The 16080-nt window shown below is 45.6% G+C and carries 12 protein-coding genes and 2 pseudogenes; 4 read left to right on the forward strand and 10 right to left on the reverse strand.

Annotated elements, in window-relative coordinates; translation table 11 throughout:
- Nucleotides 1-122: 122 nt before the first annotated feature.
- Together DHAF_RS19720 and DHAF_RS25810 are read right to left on the reverse strand one after the other, a co-directional pair.
- Entirely contained in the window at nucleotides 123-782 is a 660-nt protein-coding gene (locus tag DHAF_RS19720) for a response regulator transcription factor (protein ID WP_015944896.1), read from the reverse strand.
- A gap of 244 nt (nucleotides 783-1026) precedes the next feature.
- Nucleotides 1027-1321: pseudogene (locus DHAF_RS25810) on the reverse strand (DDE-type integrase/transposase/recombinase); the annotation flags it as partial.
- 121 nt (nucleotides 1322-1442) lie between these two features.
- Between DHAF_RS25810 and DHAF_RS26605 the strand changes: the two are divergent.
- From DHAF_RS26605 to DHAF_RS19730, 3 genes and pseudogenes are all read left to right on the forward strand, one after another.
- Nucleotides 1443-1592: pseudogene (locus DHAF_RS26605) on the forward strand (hypothetical protein); the annotation flags it as partial.
- Nucleotides 1593-1766: 174 nt separating this feature from the next.
- Nucleotides 1767-2666: a restriction endonuclease subunit S gene (locus tag DHAF_RS26700; RefSeq protein ID WP_338009700.1), complete on the forward strand. Its 900-nt coding sequence runs from the start codon at nucleotides 1767-1769 to the stop codon at nucleotides 2664-2666.
- A 75-nt stretch (nucleotides 2667-2741) separates the two neighbouring features.
- A complete protein-coding gene (locus tag DHAF_RS19730) occupies nucleotides 2742-3674 on the forward strand; it encodes a site-specific integrase (protein ID WP_015944898.1) in 933 nt (310 codons plus the stop codon).
- Nucleotides 3675-3696: 22 nt separating this feature from the next.
- Here DHAF_RS19730 and DHAF_RS25405 read toward each other — a convergent pair whose 3' ends face one another.
- The 7 genes from DHAF_RS25405 to DHAF_RS19775 all read right to left on the reverse strand — a co-directional run bounded on the left by DHAF_RS25405 (nucleotide 3697) and on the right by DHAF_RS19775 (nucleotide 13676).
- The gene (locus DHAF_RS25405; RefSeq protein ID WP_015944899.1) at nucleotides 3697-4938 is read right to left on the reverse strand and encodes a restriction endonuclease subunit S; all 1242 of its coding nucleotides are present in this window, start codon (nucleotides 4936-4938) and stop codon (nucleotides 3697-3699) included.
- A 46-nt stretch (nucleotides 4939-4984) separates the two neighbouring features.
- A complete protein-coding gene (locus DHAF_RS19740) occupies nucleotides 4985-6562 on the reverse strand; it encodes a type I restriction-modification system subunit M (RefSeq protein WP_015944900.1) in 1578 nt (525 codons plus the stop codon).
- Nucleotides 6555-9683, reverse strand: coding sequence for an HsdR family type I site-specific deoxyribonuclease (locus DHAF_RS19745; RefSeq protein ID WP_015944901.1), 3129 nt, complete (start codon nucleotides 9681-9683; stop codon nucleotides 6555-6557). The genes DHAF_RS19740 and DHAF_RS19745 overlap by 8 nt, the downstream gene beginning before the upstream one ends.
- 922 nt (nucleotides 9684-10605) lie before the next feature.
- Complete coding sequence (locus tag DHAF_RS19760; RefSeq protein ID WP_015944903.1) at nucleotides 10606-10848, reverse strand: zinc ribbon domain-containing protein; 243 nt, start codon at nucleotides 10846-10848, stop codon at nucleotides 10606-10608.
- A 141-nt stretch (nucleotides 10849-10989) separates the two neighbouring features.
- Nucleotides 10990-11160, reverse strand: a complete 171-nt coding sequence (locus DHAF_RS19765) for a hypothetical protein (RefSeq protein WP_015944904.1) — start codon at nucleotides 11158-11160, stop codon at nucleotides 10990-10992.
- Complete coding sequence (locus DHAF_RS19770) at nucleotides 11157-11771, reverse strand: TetR/AcrR family transcriptional regulator (protein ID WP_015944905.1); 615 nt, start codon at nucleotides 11769-11771, stop codon at nucleotides 11157-11159. Before DHAF_RS19770 ends, DHAF_RS19765 begins: the two co-directional genes overlap by 4 nt.
- A gap of 216 nt (nucleotides 11772-11987) precedes the next feature.
- Nucleotides 11988-13676 (reverse strand): FAD-binding protein, encoded by a 1689-nt coding sequence (locus DHAF_RS19775; RefSeq protein WP_242659902.1) that lies wholly within the window; start codon nucleotides 13674-13676, stop codon nucleotides 11988-11990.
- Nucleotides 13677-13823: 147 nt separating this feature from the next.
- On the opposite strand from DHAF_RS19775, the gene DHAF_RS19780 reads away from it, so the two are divergent.
- On the forward strand, nucleotides 13824-14621 hold the full coding sequence (locus DHAF_RS19780; RefSeq protein ID WP_015944907.1) for a MerR family transcriptional regulator: 798 nt from the start codon (nucleotides 13824-13826) through the stop codon (nucleotides 14619-14621).
- Here the strand turns inward: DHAF_RS19780 and DHAF_RS19785 are convergent.
- Complete coding sequence (locus tag DHAF_RS19785) at nucleotides 14618-15946, reverse strand: salicylate synthase (RefSeq protein WP_041272128.1); 1329 nt, start codon at nucleotides 15944-15946, stop codon at nucleotides 14618-14620. The genes DHAF_RS19780 and DHAF_RS19785 overlap by 4 nt on opposite strands.
- Nucleotides 15947-16080 lie beyond the last annotated feature (134 nt).

Below are 16080 nucleotides of genomic sequence, written 5' to 3' on the forward strand. Positions count from 1 at the left end.
CCGCATGAACTTTCCAGGAACTCTGCCTTGAATTCCTCATGAATTTCATGTCTGCTGCTCACATTTTAGCGGACAAAGGCCGGGAAAACAGTAAAGAAAAAAGTAAAGATTCAGTAAGGATTTTAATCTGTTTTCAGTTTAAAACCGATCCCCCATACCGCTTCAATGTAATCCTGACCGGAGGCTTCCCGCAGCTTCCTGCGCAGGTGGCTGATATGCATTTTCAGGGAGCTTTCCGTACAATCCGGCGTGTCTTCGCTGATCCGGTCAAGGAGCAGGGATTTGGTGATAACCTGGGCAGGATTTTGCATCAGGAGCTTTAAGATGGCATATTCCGTCCGGGTCAGCCTGACTTCCTTTTCTGCAACCCAAACCGTATGCAAGGCTGTGTACAGCCGGATATCGGCGAAAGCCAGGACGGATTTGTCCGGCTCAGGCCCTTTGCGGAGTCCGACAACGACTCGGGCCAGCAATTCCTTCATATGAAAAGGCTTGGTGATATAGTCGACTGCGCCCTCCAGCAACAGCCCGACTTTATCATCTATATCGGTCTTGGCGCTGACCACAATCACCGGAATCCCTTTGAGCTTGGGCATAATGTCTTCCCCTGATAATCCCGGCAGCATCAAATCCAGCAGGATTAAATCCGGCTTCTCCACCGGAAGAGCCAGCAGGGCTTCGGTCCCGGAATAGGCCCGCGCCACGGCGTACCCTTTTTTTACCAGCACTTCTTCCAACATGTTGCCGATATGCAGATCATCTTCAATGATTAAAATACGCATCACTTCCAACCACTCCCATCCTCAGTATAGTGGGGCCGAGCGAGAATAACAAATCGGCTGCAGGAAAACCGCAGCCGATTTGTTATTCTTTACAGAACGGCTTGATGGGGGCTAGGCAGAAGTATCCGAAAGTAATGGCGCAAAAAAATCATTATGTAAATAGCCGATGTCAACACATGTAGCTTGAAAACATTGACCGTAGCACCAATAGAGTCAGCCAAATGCTTTGTTTTCTCAATACCAGGTTTCCCTTTCCGCTGATAGTTCGTATCATTTCCCAGTGCTTCAATTCTTCGACATAGACGGGCAGTACTGCCGCCCTTGATCCGAGTGATGAATCAACCCTTGGACGGGTCTATGACGCTTGACAACGTTAAGGCTCTAAGCAGAGCCCGTCCTCATGTGTTCGACCAAAGCCCAATCTACAATTTCTTTATGGAATAAGTCCTTGATGGCAGCCGGATACAGTTTGCTGCTCTTAGTGTTTTAAATTCGGTGATATCCGTAAACCAGACTTTATTCAGGTGCTCGACCTTGAATGTTATTTTACCCTAACTCTCCTGTAGTCGACAAACCGGTATGGGGCAATCCTAGAACGGATGCCGTGTCTTCAATTGGCAGCGGAAAGAATTTCGATGAGATTACGCTTGGGAACAGCGAGAGTTGGGGGAGATTGTTAAAAAACTAAAATCTTATCCTTTATCTCGAGATGTTGAAACTAAAGAAAGAACAGGATATAGGTATATCCATTATGGAGATATTCATAAGCAAATAGCTGATTTGATAGTACAGGATGAAGATTTGCCCTCTATAAAAGAAGGGGATTATATACCACTTAATCAGGGTGATTTAGTTTTGGCAGATGTTTCTGAAGATTACACCGGGATTGCAGAGCCAAGCATCATTCTCCATGAACCAAAAACAAAGATTATTGCAGGATTGCACACCATTGCAATCCGCCCTCAGAGTGCCACCTCTTTGTATTTGTATTACTTACTACACACAGAAAGATTTAAAAAATTCGGAAGCCATGTCGGGACGGGCTTAAAAGTATTTGGGATAACTTTTAATAATTTATCTTTATTTCAAATAAAGACTCCGAGTTTTCCCGAACAAACCGCCATCGGCAACTTTTTCCGCACCCTCGACGATACTATCACCCTTCATAAGCGTAAGCTGGATAAGCTGAAAGAGTTGAAGAACGGCTATCTGCAAAAGCTGTTTCCTCAACCCGGAGAAGATGTGCCAAGGGTGCGCTTTGCCGGATTCAATGAACCGTGGGAAGTGCGTTCATTTGAAAATATTCTTGCCCCAGCCGTGGCCAGTAACACTCTGTCAAGAGCTGAATTAAGCTATGAAAAAGGCAGCATTAAAAATATCCATTATGGTGATATACTTGTGAGATTCGGAGTCTATATTGACATTGCAAGGGATCCGATTCCTTGTATCGCCAACGGAAGAATTATTGATTATAAGAATAAATTGCTCCAAGAAGGAGATGTCATATTTGCTGATACGGCAGAAGATGAGACTGTCGGTAAAGCGGTCGAAATCACTAATATTAGTAATTTCCAGGTTGTTTCTGGATTGCACACAATGGCATACCGACCCAAAATTAAAATGTCACCTTACTATTTAGGCTATTATTTGAATTCTCATTCATTTCGCTATCAATTGCTTCCCCTTATGCAAGGGGTAAAAGTGTTATCGTTGAGCCGCAAGAACCTGTCTAAGACACTTATTCGCTATCCGGCTGTATTAAGCGAGCAGTCTCAAATTGGCGATTTTTTACGAAATCTGGATGAACAAATCTTTACTCTATACAATAAATTAGGCAAGCTGAAACAATTAAAGTCGTTTTATCTGCAAAAGATGTTTATATGACATGTAGCACCGCGCTAACCTCCTTTATAATAGAGAGATGATAATCTGTATCATCAATTTATTCAGGAGGTTTTTATGCTTACAAAAGAAAGAACACTGCAATATTTTCATGAATACTTCTCAGAATGGATAGAAATCTATAAGCGAGGCGCTGTCCGCCCTGTTACCTATCAAAAATATTTAATGACATTACAGAGACTTACAGAGCTTTCGCCAAATTTGAAAATTTGTGAGCTTGATAAACGAAAATACCAAACACTACTCAACGATTATGCAAAAACTCACGAAAGACAAACGACGATGGATTTCCATCATCATCTTAAAAGTGCAATTTTGGATGCTATGGATGAAGGGTTGCTGACAATAGACCCTACTCGAAAAGTTATCATAAAAGGCAAGCCTGTCTCAGATAAAAAGAATAAATTTTTAAGCCAATTTGAACTTCAATCCTTATTAAAAAGCCTAAACTTGACAGATAAGCCAAACTGGGATTGGTTTATACTGCTTGTAGCTAAAACAGGGCTGCGCTTTTCCGAAGCCCTGGCCCTAACGCCTAAAGATTTTGATTTTGAATGTCAGAAAGTAAAAATCTCTAAAACCTGGAATTACAAAAATGCCGAAGGAGGATTCGGCGAAACCAAGAATCTCTCTTCTAAACGCACTATTCAAATAGACATTCAATTAAATACGCAAATAGAGCGCCTTAGCAAAGATCTGGCGGATGATGAACCTATTTTTGTGCAAGGCCGAGTGTTCAACTCGACAGTTAATAACCGTTTAAAGGTTCTATGTAAAAAGGCGGGGGTTCCTATAATTTCAGCTCATTGCCTTCGTCATACCCATGCCTCTCTTTTGATTTTTGCGGGTGTTTCTATTGCCAGCATCGCTAAGAGGTTGGGACATTCAAGTATTAGCACAACGCAGGAAACATATCTCCATATTATTAAGGAACTGGAGAGCCAAGACAATGATAAGATTATGAGTCACCTATCCATGATAACACAATAAAAAAAGGCAATCAGCGCACTTTTTATAGGAACATCCTTTGAAGATATGATCTTTTAAGTTGATTAAGTTGATCTAGTTTTTGCTGCCGGACAAATACTTGATTGTCAAGATTTAAGAATAGATTTCCAATATGTTTTTGTTCCTCTTTAGTTGGTATTGAAATGTCTTGATTTTTTACAATGTCAGAGTTCAGATTTATTTGACTCCCTGGTTGCCCATATTTCAGCCATTGTTCTTCAAACATCTTCAGCCATTGAAACATAAATTCTATTTCAAAATTAGGATTTTGAAAAATCAAGAAACCGTCATGAACCCCTGTGTTTACGTAATTAATTACAGGCTTTCCAACGCTTGCAGCAATGCTTAGTAACAGATGTGGTTGAGTAAGAACACGTGTCTTTTTTTGTCCAGCTTTTGAGATATGTTGCTCTAGATAATGCACCCTACCGTCTTGCACTGATACATCCGAAATTCTCAACCATCCAACATTTGATTTCTCATCAAACCACTTGGGATCTTGTATTGGTCTTGGACTTGCTCCGCGTACAATCTCAGCAACCTCACCTAATTTTCGGCTTGCCCACGGCTCAGTAAACCCAGCAAAACGCACTTTTGGCACATCGTTCCCAGCTTGAGGGAACATCCTTTGCAGGTAAGCTTTCTTCAACTCTTTCAGCTTATCCAGCTTACGCTTATGAAGGGTGATAGTATCGTCGAGGGTGCGGAAAAAGTTGCCGATGGCGGTTTGTTCGGGGAGCATGGGATAGGCCATCAAAAACTTTTGAAAATCAGGGAGGTTAATTGATTGGACAGTCGTCCCTGTTTTCACTATATGTTTCAGTATGAATCCTTCATTCTTTTGAAGGCCCGCAATTAAAAAATCTGTTGCAATTCTTTCATCATCGTAAAGAAGTGCTTTAATATCTTGATTGATTGCAACATCAACAGTAGGAATGCTTATAGGAAATCGTTTCGCTAAAATACCACTTCTTGTTACAATTAAAGGTGTTCCAGCTTTAATGACCTTTGTAGCGTTATCTTTCACGGCCTTTTTTGTAATTTTATAGGTTCCAGATGTAACAAAACGCTCTTTGATTTCTTGAGAAGAAAGCCAAACAATATCACCATTCCAGTATTCTGGATTTTCCTTAAAGGGAGTTGCGCCTCCAACGAATTTGATGTCCTCCCCCAACTCTCGCTGTTCCCAAGCGTCAGTAAACCCCCGAAACCTTATTTCAGGAACCTTCGTATTTTTATCCTTCATATGTATATCCCCCAATTTCATGATGTTCTCAAAGACGCTTCACGCACTACATAAAGATACCCTTTGTCGCCTCTATAAGCTCCTTTGTTTCATCTGTTATGGCAAGCTGGCTAAGCATGCCTAAAAACTCCGCCTCTCTCTGCTTGATCTGCAGATTCAGGTCGGTAATTTCTTTGCTAAGTGCCACAATATCGATCGGCGCTTCTTCCTCGAAGGTATCCACATAGCGGGGGATATTAAGATTATAGTCGTTGCGGACAATCTCATCATAATCTGCCAAATGGGCATATTGGGGGCTACTGCTCCGCTTTTTATAAGTATCAACAATTTTTCTAATATCTTGGCTGCGTATACAGTTTTGGTTTTTTTGCTTTTCAAAGGCTTTTGACGCATCTATGAACAGAACATCCCGCTTGGCACGGTTCTTTTTCAGGATCAGCACAACAGTTGGTATGCTTGTACCATAAAAGATATTGGCAGGCAGACCAATCACTGCCTCAATGGCACCCATATCAAGCAAAGTTTTTCTGATAACACCTTCAGAAGCTCCTCTGAATAGCACTCCATGGGGTAGAACGATACCCATCGTCCCTTTTTCATTTAGGTGATAAAATCCATGCAATAAAAACGAAAAGTCAGCCTTAGACTTTGGTGCAAGCTTTCCATATTGTTCAAAACGGGGATCGCTCAAAAATTTTCCGTCCGCACTCCAATTCGCCGAGTAAGGAGGATTCATAACGACCGCGTTAAAAAGATACGGTTCATCGGTCGGCCAGTCCTCATCAAGGGTATCGCCATTTCTGAGACGCATTTGTGACTGTTCCACATTATGCAAGATCAGGTTCATTCGAGCGAGGTTGTAGGTTGTTGTATTCAGCTCCTGTCCATGGTAATGCACCTGCCCTGGATTTTTCACAAATCGGCGGATATTGAGCATGAGTGATCCTGAACCCATGGTAGGGTCGTAGATATGGAAGGGAGCGGTTTCCTCTTGTCCGATAGCCACAATTTCCGAAATGATTTTGCTGACAGCTTGCGGAGTATAAAACTCTCCCGCTTTTTTGCCGGCTCCTGCCGCAAATTGGCCGATCAAATACTCGTAAGCATCCCCGATCACATCCCCGTCATGCCCGAAAAGGTCAATTTCGTCAAGCGCCTTTATGACCTCTGTTATAGTTACATTACGCTGTTGCGCATTTGCCCCCAGCTTGGTTGAAGCGAGGTCTACATCGTCAAACAATCCTGCAAAATGCTCACCTTGCCTTCCGAGTTCAATAAAGGCGTTTTGGATGTCTGAAATGTGCAGCTCATATTCGCCGGCTTTCTTTCTAAAAGTATAAAAAAGAGAGTCCGGCTCAATAAAATATCCTAATTTTTTAGAAATGATCTCCCTGATGCCTGCTGCATCATCATTATACCAATCCAGAAGCCCCGAAAACTGCTCGTCCCGGCTTGGATACTCCGCCACCTTGCCTTGTTCCTCTTCATATACGGCGCGCAGTTCTTGGTCTGATAAGTATTTGTAAAAAACCAACCCCAGTAGGTAGTTTTTATATTCACTTGCATCCATTTTCCCACGCAGTATATCCGCGCTTGCCCAAAGCTGATTGTTGAGTTCACTCATTGTTGGGGTCCCTCCATTTTTTTAGTTCATTGTCAAAATTTGCGAGTTCATCCTTTAAAGGCAATAGTTTGCTGTTCATTTCCTTTTTCCAATAGTTCTCTATCGTTCGGCGGCGTTCTCTAAACTTTTTGTAAAAGATTTGCTCAAACTCCTCGCGGGTTATGGTGGAATTGTCAATAATCATGTTGATATAGGGAACCTCCGGTTTATCCCGCCGATATTCGTTAAAGCTTATCTTTAAGTCCTCCTCAGGTACCTTCAATACTGAAGAGGTTTCCCTTATTATCTCCCCGATAGCGTATCTAAAATGGCTGTCCACGCTATTGACAATTTTCTGATCGTCCGCAAGCGATTCTAAAGCCTCCTCGTAAACCGCTTTGACAATGGGGGCCTTGTTCTTGATAATTTCGTTAAACTTTTGTTTGCTTTTCTCGTCTTTTATATCCTTGAGAAGCTGGCTAATATAATAACTGTCAATCTTCTCTTCGAGGGTTGCACGCTGATCCGATGAAAACTCTATTTCAAGGAGTTCCGGCAACGGATCGTCATGGATGCTGGCCTCTGTCAACGCTTCCCGAACCTCGCCCTTTAGGTTTTCGATATGACCCATTTCATCGGCAACGGTTTGGACGATATCGGACAGGTTTGCGAAATCTGTCTCGTATTCCTCATAGCTTTTTATCGACTCTCCTAAATTCTTCATCATTTGAAAAGCCTTTATGGCCTGAAGCTGTTTTTTGATGTCTGTTGGATTTTCAATCAGTTCCCTGTTGGCTTCCCTGAATTTTTTGTAAGCAGCTTTGAGGTTTTGCTTAACCTCCCTATACTGCTTCGGCACCAATTTCTCCCAATCTCTTTCCTCGTTTGAAAACAGCTTGATGGCATCACGGACATTTTCGACCATCGTATTTGGCTTTCGGAAGGTGACAATCATGCCAATACTCTTGCCGGAGCATGTTCGATTCGTGCGGGAAAAGGCTTGCAGCAGCTTCTGATAGCGCAGTTCTCTGTCGACATATAGGGTTTGAATAGTAGGCGCATCAAAACCCGTTAAAAGCCTATCCACTACAATAACCAAATCCAGCCATTGCCCGTCCTTTTGATATTGGGCATCTTTGCGGGCTAAACGGTTATTTATGTTTTGGTTGTACAAATCTATATCCGTATAGTTCGTACCAAACAAGCTGTTGTATTGTTTCATGATTTCGCTTAACTCTTTATTCGCTGCAATCATCTTATCCTGGTTCTCTGTAACAGAGTAGGTAATTGCCACACGCGGAAAGTCAGGGTCATTTAATCTTCTTCTTTCGTCTATCGGTTTGCCCGTTATGAGGCTTCCGGCTTTTTTAAGATCCACTAATTTACGGTATATCCGTTTTGCCTGGGCTATGGAATGGGTGGTAAGAATGGCGCTCATCGTGGGTATGCCGTCCCTCACCCTGAATTTTTCAAGGATTGACTGATGTTTAAATATCTTTTTCAGCATGGTTTCTACATAAGCGTCGTTTTCGTAATCCGCAGATTCCAATAACTCCTCTTTTTCAATATCATCAAGCATGGCTTTTAGCTTGGCTTCCGGATCGTCGTTTGGATACTTTGCTCTAATTTTTCTCAGATATATCCGCTCTTCTTCCTCTTCACTCAAAAGTGAATGGTATTCCACCTGAAAATCCAATACCGATTTATCTTCCATGGCGTTTTTAGTGGTATAGGCATGAAGGAGTTCCCCGTATTGATCAAAGGTTGTTCGGGCATAGGTTCCATTTTCCTGCTTTTTATTCGTCTCGAAAATAGGGGTTCCGGTAAGACCAATCCACGAGGATTTCGGGAATATTTTCTTTATCTCCCTCATTTCCTGGTCGGAAACAGCCCTGTGACACTCGTCTACAATGAATACAATATGTTCGCCCTTCAATTTCTGAAATTTATTCACTTCCGACTTCTTGCTTTCACGAATTGCACGGCTTAATTTTTGTATGGTCGTGATGATGATCGTGTTGTTATTTTTCCGGCTGAGGAAATTTTCCACCAGCTCGCGCTTATTATCTATGCCTACTATAAGCGTATTATCTGCACCCTTGCCTGAAGCAAGGCCTGTATTGTACTCAGAAGCAAATTTACTGAATTCATTTTTAGTTTGGCTGTCTAAGTCTTTGCGATCAACAATCATTACGGTGCGGGCAACGGAAATAGCTGATTGAGCCAATAGCTTGGTTGCGACAAAACTGGTTATCGTTTTGCCTGAGCCGGTGGCGTGCCATAGGAAGCCTCCTTCATGACTGTACGCTTGCTTCATGATCTTCTTTATGGCGTGTATCTGATAGGGGCGCAGTACCATCATAAATTTTTGACCTTTTTTATCGTCAACTAGGATTGAGAAACGGCTTATTAACTCATGGGCCATGGGGATGCTTAGAGCTTTTTTGGTGAAGTCGTATAAATCCTCTATGGGGGCATTGTCCGGTTCACGCCAGTTGAACAAAAACTTTTTGGCAGATTCAAAATCGTTGTTTGCTCTCGGTCGCGCAAAATACCTTGTAGAAACTTTGTTGCTGACCACAAAAATCTGCACAGTGGAGTAAATTCCGTCAAAAAAACCCGACTGAGCGTATCTTTCAATTTGTTGGAAGGCTTGCCAATAGCCATCTTTGGCAAGCTCGCTTTTAAGTTCTATATGTATGACAGGCAAACCGTTGATGAGCAAAGTAACATCTCCCCGGGTCGTTCTGCCCTCTACAACAGGAACGACTTGGTTTACTACCTCATAGCTGGATATCCCTCCGGCGATATCCTTATTGCTAAAGAGCGTAAGGGCAACGTTTCCTTTAGCAAGCTCATCTCGCTCTATGGAAATCTGCGCTATGCCGTTTTCACCCCGCAACCATTGGGAAGCTTTAAATGGAGTTTGGGTGAGACGATTAAATTCATCTCTCACTTGCTTAAATTCGCTGTCTGTAAGGAGCACGCCATCCAGCCGGGCAAGATTAATCCGATTGATATGCCCTCGCAGGTTTTCCCAAAGTTCGGATTCTGTTTTAATATCGCCGCGATAGGTCCATTGGTTCTCTCTCATGGTTAAAATGTCAATAAATGTGCTCTCAATCTGATTTTCAGGCGTCATGCTCTATTCCCTCCCGATCGATCTCGAAACCGCCATTATCTTTTATTTTTCTGCGACATTGCCCTGGCGGCTTTCGTCCTGCCGTCAAGAGGCTTAGGCGTATCCTTGGGCATCACCCAGATATCACCTAATTTGAATGCACTTGGAATACGCCTATTGTCACATAGGGCTTGTACACGGCGAATCGTTATTCCCCATATTTCCGCTGCTTCTTTTGTTGTTATCAAATCCATGTTATCAACCTTTCAAAAAGAAACACAAAATGATGCCTATAATTATACAGCGTACAAACGAATAATAAAATATATTTACTAATTTTTGAATACAAGCAAAGCAATACCCCACAGATTTTGCCTGAATCTGCGGGGTATTGCGGGTTCTGGATCGGTTTAGAGTATTCTTCAGTAAGTTACTTATTGGACAGCACCTTTCCACCGCTCTCAGCTCTCTTTTCCTTTTGATCCTTTCTGCTCTGCCATCCACTTTAATTCGCTGCCTTTAAATTTTGAACAGAGGTGAAACCGGCATCCTGATGGGTGTTATAAAGGGGCGTTGTCCGGATTCTGCAGATTATCTGATCGGATATACAGATTATCTCCGACTCGGGATGATCATAGCCCAAAAAACGCCCGTCATACAGCTCAAAGTCCTCCTGCCAGTCCAGCTCTTCCTTGCTGGTGAGAAACCAGGCGCCCAGATATTGTCAAAGATCTGGGGCAGCATCCCCAATTTTTGAGGATAGGGCCGTGTTTTGTGCCTAAAGGAGCTCTTCATTGAGGAAAAAAGGTCTGTCCGAAATAGGTACGCGCGTACCAATTTCGGACAGACCTTTTTTCATAGAGTCACTCCGGTGCCTTTAAGCCTATGGCTCAAAATCAAAGCTGAGCCCTGTTGGTTCAGTGCTGTCAGGTCCGGCTGGACGTTATTCCCGATCCTGCCACGCCGGGAGCTTGCTCAAAGTGCGGATGGCCGTCTGCCGGGCTGCTTCTTGGTCCAGACCTTGAGTGCGAATGAGAAAATCCGTCATCCCCTCCACTTTCTCCGGATAAGACTGCATCGAGCCGTCAGGCCTTGCGCAATAGAGACAATAATCCTTGCTCTCGTCCCCCAAAGCATAATCGGCGGCTTTCGTCATGGGCATACCGCAGGCAATACAGGTTTTCATGGTCAATCCTTCTTTCGCAAATTCTTAATTTAAATTCTCAATTCAGAAATTCAACTATCTAAAAGATCATCAACGGATTTTAGAGAAACTGTTACCTTCTCCTTTCAGAACTGTTACCTCTCCTCTCATAAATGTCCACCCCTAATTCCGCAACCCTTGTTTACCCCGCTCCGTCAGTAAGTAAACCGTAGACTTTTCCTGCTCGAACCAGCCCAGTTCCACCAGCCGCTCAAACAGCCGTCCCCCTAACGTTCCGCCGAGATGTCCGTAGCAAGATCGCCCTTTAAGGACCTGGGGCGTTTTGGCCATCATTCCTTCTCCCCTCCTTTACCCCCATCCCTGCGGATCATCTTCATATAATGATCCACCAGGGTATCACCGTAACGGCCCACCACATTGCCTTCCGGGGCAAACAAATCTCCGTTGACCAGATAATAATGGACCAACCCTACCCAAGTATTGAAGAGGAAATAGAGGGGAAGGTCGATACTCTGACCCGACCCTATTTCCCGCTGGGCCACCTGGCTGAAGTGAAAGGAAATAGCGGATTGAATGGAAACCCAAACATCCCTTGCCTCAGGCGGCAACAGCCGGTTCTCGATCACCAGCCTGGCATAAAAGGGTTCAAATTCCCCGATTCCGGCCAGATGTGCCGCCAGAAGTTCTTCCATATGCTCGCAGGTGCCTGCCGCCTCATGGGTACGCCGGGCAATTTTCTCTCCATAGGTTTCGATCACTTCCGTGATCAGCATTTCCTGGGTCTGAAAATGGGCGAATACCGTACCGTGAGAGACTCCTGCCGCCTGGGCAATGTCGGACATGCGGGTATTCATGATGCCCTGGCTGGAGAACAGCTGGTATGCTTTGTTCAAAAGGGTTTCTTTAGTCTGCACTTTCTGCAATTGACGATTGCTTTTTTTCATATTTCATTGACTCCAAAGTCATTGATTTTAAAGTCATTATACTCCTGGAGTTTTTACCTGTCAATAATTAGGCATAAAAAAAAGCGAAAGCACCGAATAGACGGTGGCACGCTATCATACCAAAGCCACGGGGCAAGCCCGGATAATAAACGGACTTGCCCTGCACTTTTTGGCATTGCCAAATGGAATCAGGTGATTCCGGTGTTATTTGCGGTATTATTTGACGTAGGCAGCAGCGTTTTGGCCCGCAATACGTCCAAACACCAGGTTGACGGCGGCTGGGTTGGCGCCCCAGGTTCCATCGTTAGCGCATTCACCGGCGGCGAACAGTCCGGGAATAGCGGTTCCCTCCGTATTAAGCACCTGGGCCTTCACATCCGTGTTGATTCCGCCGAAAGTCCCCTGCACGCGGCAGGTCATCGGCGCAGCATAGTACGGCGCCTCGTCAAAGGTCATGTTCAGCATGGCGCGGCCAAACTCCTCATCCTTGCCGTTAGCCACATAACCCTTGTAATTAGTGATCGTCTTAACGAGGTTCTCCTTGTTCACACCGATTTTATCCGCAAGTTCTTCAATCGTGTTTGCGCTCACGAAGAGGCCCAATTTCTCATACTCGCGCACATCCTTAACCCCTGCGACAAGGGAATCATCGAAGATCGCCCAGCCGCTGCCGCCCTGGGCAACGACCTGAGGGCCTACTCCATAGCCGCCCTGATCGTTTACAAAACGCTGACCATCCTTGTTCACGAAAATCGCGCCGGTGTTGAACAGGCTGCCCATATAATAGAAGTAGCCGTTCTCCGCCGTAGTATAGGTAAAGTTGACGCGGATGTAATCCATGTTCTTCAAGTCCGCGCCCGCAGCCTGAGCCATCAGATGACCGTCCCCCGTACCTCCGGGGGAGCAGGAACTCTTATAATCCTTCAGAGTGGGGGCATATTCGGCGACCATTTTGTTGTTGGCCCCAAAGCCACCGGAAGCGATGACCACCGCCTTCGCGGAAATAGTGTAGTCCCCCTGCTTCGTGGACACTTTAACGCCGTCCACCATGCCATCCTTCATGACCAGCTCAGCCGCTTTGCTGTTGACCCGCACGTCCACGCCGGCCTTTGCGCACTCTGCCTTAAGTGCCGACACAATCGTGTTGCCAAATTCGCCTACCTCCCGGGACGAAGTGGAGCTGATCTGACCACCCGCCACCGTCAGTTGTGCCCCGATAGTGCGCAGCCAGTCCGCTGCCGCACCATTGTTATGGGTCAGTACGCTGAAGGCCTCCGCCGTTCCGTTGGGGTTTTGTTTTGTTAATATTGCCGCTTGTTCGTCTGCGGTCACATCGCTGCCCAGCGCGATATGGGTCTTATCCCCTATGGCACCAAAGCTCTCGATGGAGTAATTAGAGGTACCGCCCACAAAGCCAAGCTTCTCCAGCAGGATAACTTTCTTTCCTGCATTGGCCGCGCTGATCGCGGCGGTCATACCGGCACCGCCGGCACCAACCACCACCACATCGGCAGTGGTGTCTTCATGGGGCACATCTGCGCTCACCTTGCCGGTGAACCGGGCAGGATCGCCGCCCGCCTGGGTAACAGCATTCCTGACGGCGTTCAGGAATGCGGCACTGCTGATTGTCGCCCCGCTTACGATATCCAGGTCCAAGGTCTGATTCTGCACGATCAAATCAGGATACTGTTGAATGGGTACGGAACCGGTGTTGTGTGTCTCTCGTTCACTCACAACCTTAACGGCGTCGATGCTGTCCGCCCCGAGTGTGACCTTAACCACGATGGGGCCGTTGCGGCCGTTGCCCACGCCAAGGTAGTCACCGGGAACCATCCCTGCCTCCGCCGGGGCTGGGTTTCCCCCACCGGCGGGGGCGGCGGTGCAGCCTGCCAGCCCCAGTGTCAAGCACAGGAAAACCGAGAGAATTGAGATAACCTTTTTCTTTTTCATCTTCTACCTCCTAATTCTGGCCGTATAGACTATACGACTTTGTGAAATCTATGGTATACTATGGGGCAACCACAGAGTCAATACCCGGAGGTGAAATTATTCATGAAAGTCACCGTTCGAAAATTGGCGGATTGCATTGGTGTAACGCCGGAAACCATCCGGCATTACCGGGAGATCGGGCTGCTGAATCCGAAGGTGAGGGAAAACGGCTATTACGACTACACTGTAAACGATGCCCTTGCGGCGCTGCTGACCAGAGAAATGCGCACCTATGGTATGCAGCTTGAATCCATACGGGATTCCTCCGGCAGCATCGGCGAGTACAACAAGCTTTTGGCAGATCGGGAAGGGGAGTTGGAGCAGGAAATAGAGATGCTCCGGCTGGAGCTTTCACGAATGCAGGAGACCCGGATCTACGCCAGCTGCGGCCTACGGATTCTCAACAAGGTGGAGGAATTCGCAGGGCCGCCCACCTGGGCGGTGGCGGCGATCAACCGGAAAAAGGGCTTTCTCCCGGACTGCGGGGTGGAGCAGTGGGTAAAACATTTTCCCTTCACCTATGTATCCGCCACCATCCCCCTGGAGGAACTGAACAGCAGAAAAGGACCGGATCTTTACGACATTCAGATTGGTTTAGGCGCTCTTATTCATTATGTGGAAAAGTTCCGGCTTCCCCTGGACGGCCGCGCCTATTACCAGCCTGGAGGCCGCTTCATCCGCACCTGTATCACCACCCGGGACCTCTTCTCACTGTGCCCCCAGGATATCTCCCCTCTGCTGGAACACGCGGAAGCCCACGGATATGTCTTTGCCAGCTGCACGGGCGGGCGGCTCCTGTATATTGACCGCACGGAAAAGGGGCCCCTTTTCTACCTGCTGGTCTGGGTGCGCGTCGATTAACCTTCTTTAACTAATCGTCTGGCAACACTGCTGACCTTTTCCTGAGTTTCTGTCAACTCTCTTTGCGGATGTGACATTTCCACAATTCCGGCTCCTACTCTAACCCATGTTTCTTCTGAATTCTGAAATATACTTCTCAATACCAACGCCGCATCTAAGGTGCCATTGTCATCATAGGTTAACACAGCGCCACTGTATAAATTGCGTGCATCCTTTTCAATCCTGCCAATGGCTTCGATTGCTTCCTTTTTAGGAATTCCGGAAGCAGTGACCGCCGGAAACAGGCTGCAGAATGCATGCCATGAATTGTACTCTGCCCTAAGCTTTCCTCTTAATCTGGAACCCAAATGCTGTACAGTTCCCCGTTCAATAACCGACATAAACTCTATTACCGCTACCGAATCCGGTTCACACACCTGTTCCAGCTCTGCATCAGCCAACTTTACCGAAATGGCATGTTCAGTGATTTCCTTAGCATCCTGCAACAATTCCTCTTTTAAAGAGTTATTTGCTTTTGAATCGTTAAGCAAAGCTCTGGTTCCGGCCAGGGGAAATGTATAAACGGTACCGGAATCATCCACTTCAGCAATGGTTTCCGGACTGAAGCCTGCCACCTCTAAATTGGGAAACCTGTAATAGTAGGACCTGGCCGGAGTGTTTCCCTGTCTTCCCTGCAGGTAGGTCTGCAGCATATCCAATCGATGGTGTACCGGAATCTTTCTGGATAAGATGACTTTCTGATATTTTTTATCCCTGATCTCTTTAACCGCAAGTTCAACGATCTCTTTATAATACTCTTCATCAAATAACAAGATCTCTTGCCCATCATAAAGCACAGCATTTTTTTCCTTTGCACTGTTTGGCAATACATTTGCTATAGTTTTCTCCATCCTTTCTATATCTTCCTTATGAAAAGCACGCAACAGAATTGTATCCTTATGGACTCTGTATTCTTTATCAGGTATGATGAAATGAAAGAGTTCCTCTGTTTCCCCTCCCCTGTTCAGATCATATAGGTATCTGGCCAACCCGAAGTTGGCAATTCCATAGGCTCGCCAGGAATCAACAGCCACAGATTTAAACAGCTTATCAAGATCCCGGCAGAGCTCGGATACCTTGATGCTCTGTCTGACACTCTCCTTTTCCATAACCATCTCCTCCGGAGTAACGATGATCTCGCAATATATCCCTACTCCTACGGAAACACAATCCTTGTTTTCATATAAATAGACATTTTCCTTTTCACCACCGCACAGACGGCCGGCAATCTCATAAATTGCCTTGCTGCTTTCCATTGAGATGTTTTTCTCATAGTATTTTTTCATAAGATGCTCCTCCCTTTCCATCCACTGACAAAAATCCACCCTCTTTTCAAATTGAAACGGCATGGCTAATACCTGCTTTAACAAAGCCCATGTGTCGGGCGGGCTCGACACATGGGCTTCGCCTTTGGGCTTTT

The organism is Desulfitobacterium hafniense DCB-2 (genome assembly GCF_000021925.1).
In the GTDB taxonomy this organism is placed as follows: domain Bacteria; phylum Bacillota; class Desulfitobacteriia; order Desulfitobacteriales; family Desulfitobacteriaceae; genus Desulfitobacterium; species Desulfitobacterium hafniense.

Coding starts and splice junctions, on each gene's coding strand:
- DHAF_RS19770 (WP_015944905.1), bottom strand. CDS start 11,771: ATGAAAAAAAGCAATCGTCAATTGCAGAAAGTGCAGACTAAAGAAACC.
- DHAF_RS19780 (WP_015944907.1), top strand. CDS start 13,824: ATGAAAGTCACCGTTCGAAAATTGGCGGATTGCATTGGTGTAACGCCG.
- DHAF_RS19730 (WP_015944898.1), top strand. CDS start 2,742: ATGCTTACAAAAGAAAGAACACTGCAATATTTTCATGAATACTTCTCA.
- DHAF_RS19720 (WP_015944896.1), bottom strand. CDS start 782: ATGCGTATTTTAATCATTGAAGATGATCTGCATATCGGCAACATGTTG.
- DHAF_RS19740 (WP_015944900.1), bottom strand. CDS start 6,562: ATGAGTGAACTCAACAATCAGCTTTGGGCAAGCGCGGATATACTGCGT.
- DHAF_RS19785 (WP_041272128.1), bottom strand. CDS start 15,946: ATGAAAAAATACTATGAGAAAAACATCTCAATGGAAAGCAGCAAGGCA.
- DHAF_RS19765 (WP_015944904.1), bottom strand. CDS start 11,160: ATGATGGCCAAAACGCCCCAGGTCCTTAAAGGGCGATCTTGCTACGGA.
- DHAF_RS19760 (WP_015944903.1), bottom strand. CDS start 10,848: ATGAAAACCTGTATTGCCTGCGGTATGCCCATGACGAAAGCCGCCGAT.
- DHAF_RS19745 (WP_015944901.1), bottom strand. CDS start 9,683: ATGACGCCTGAAAATCAGATTGAGAGCACATTTATTGACATTTTAACC.
- DHAF_RS25405 (WP_015944899.1), bottom strand. CDS start 4,938: ATGAAGGATAAAAATACGAAGGTTCCTGAAATAAGGTTTCGGGGGTTT.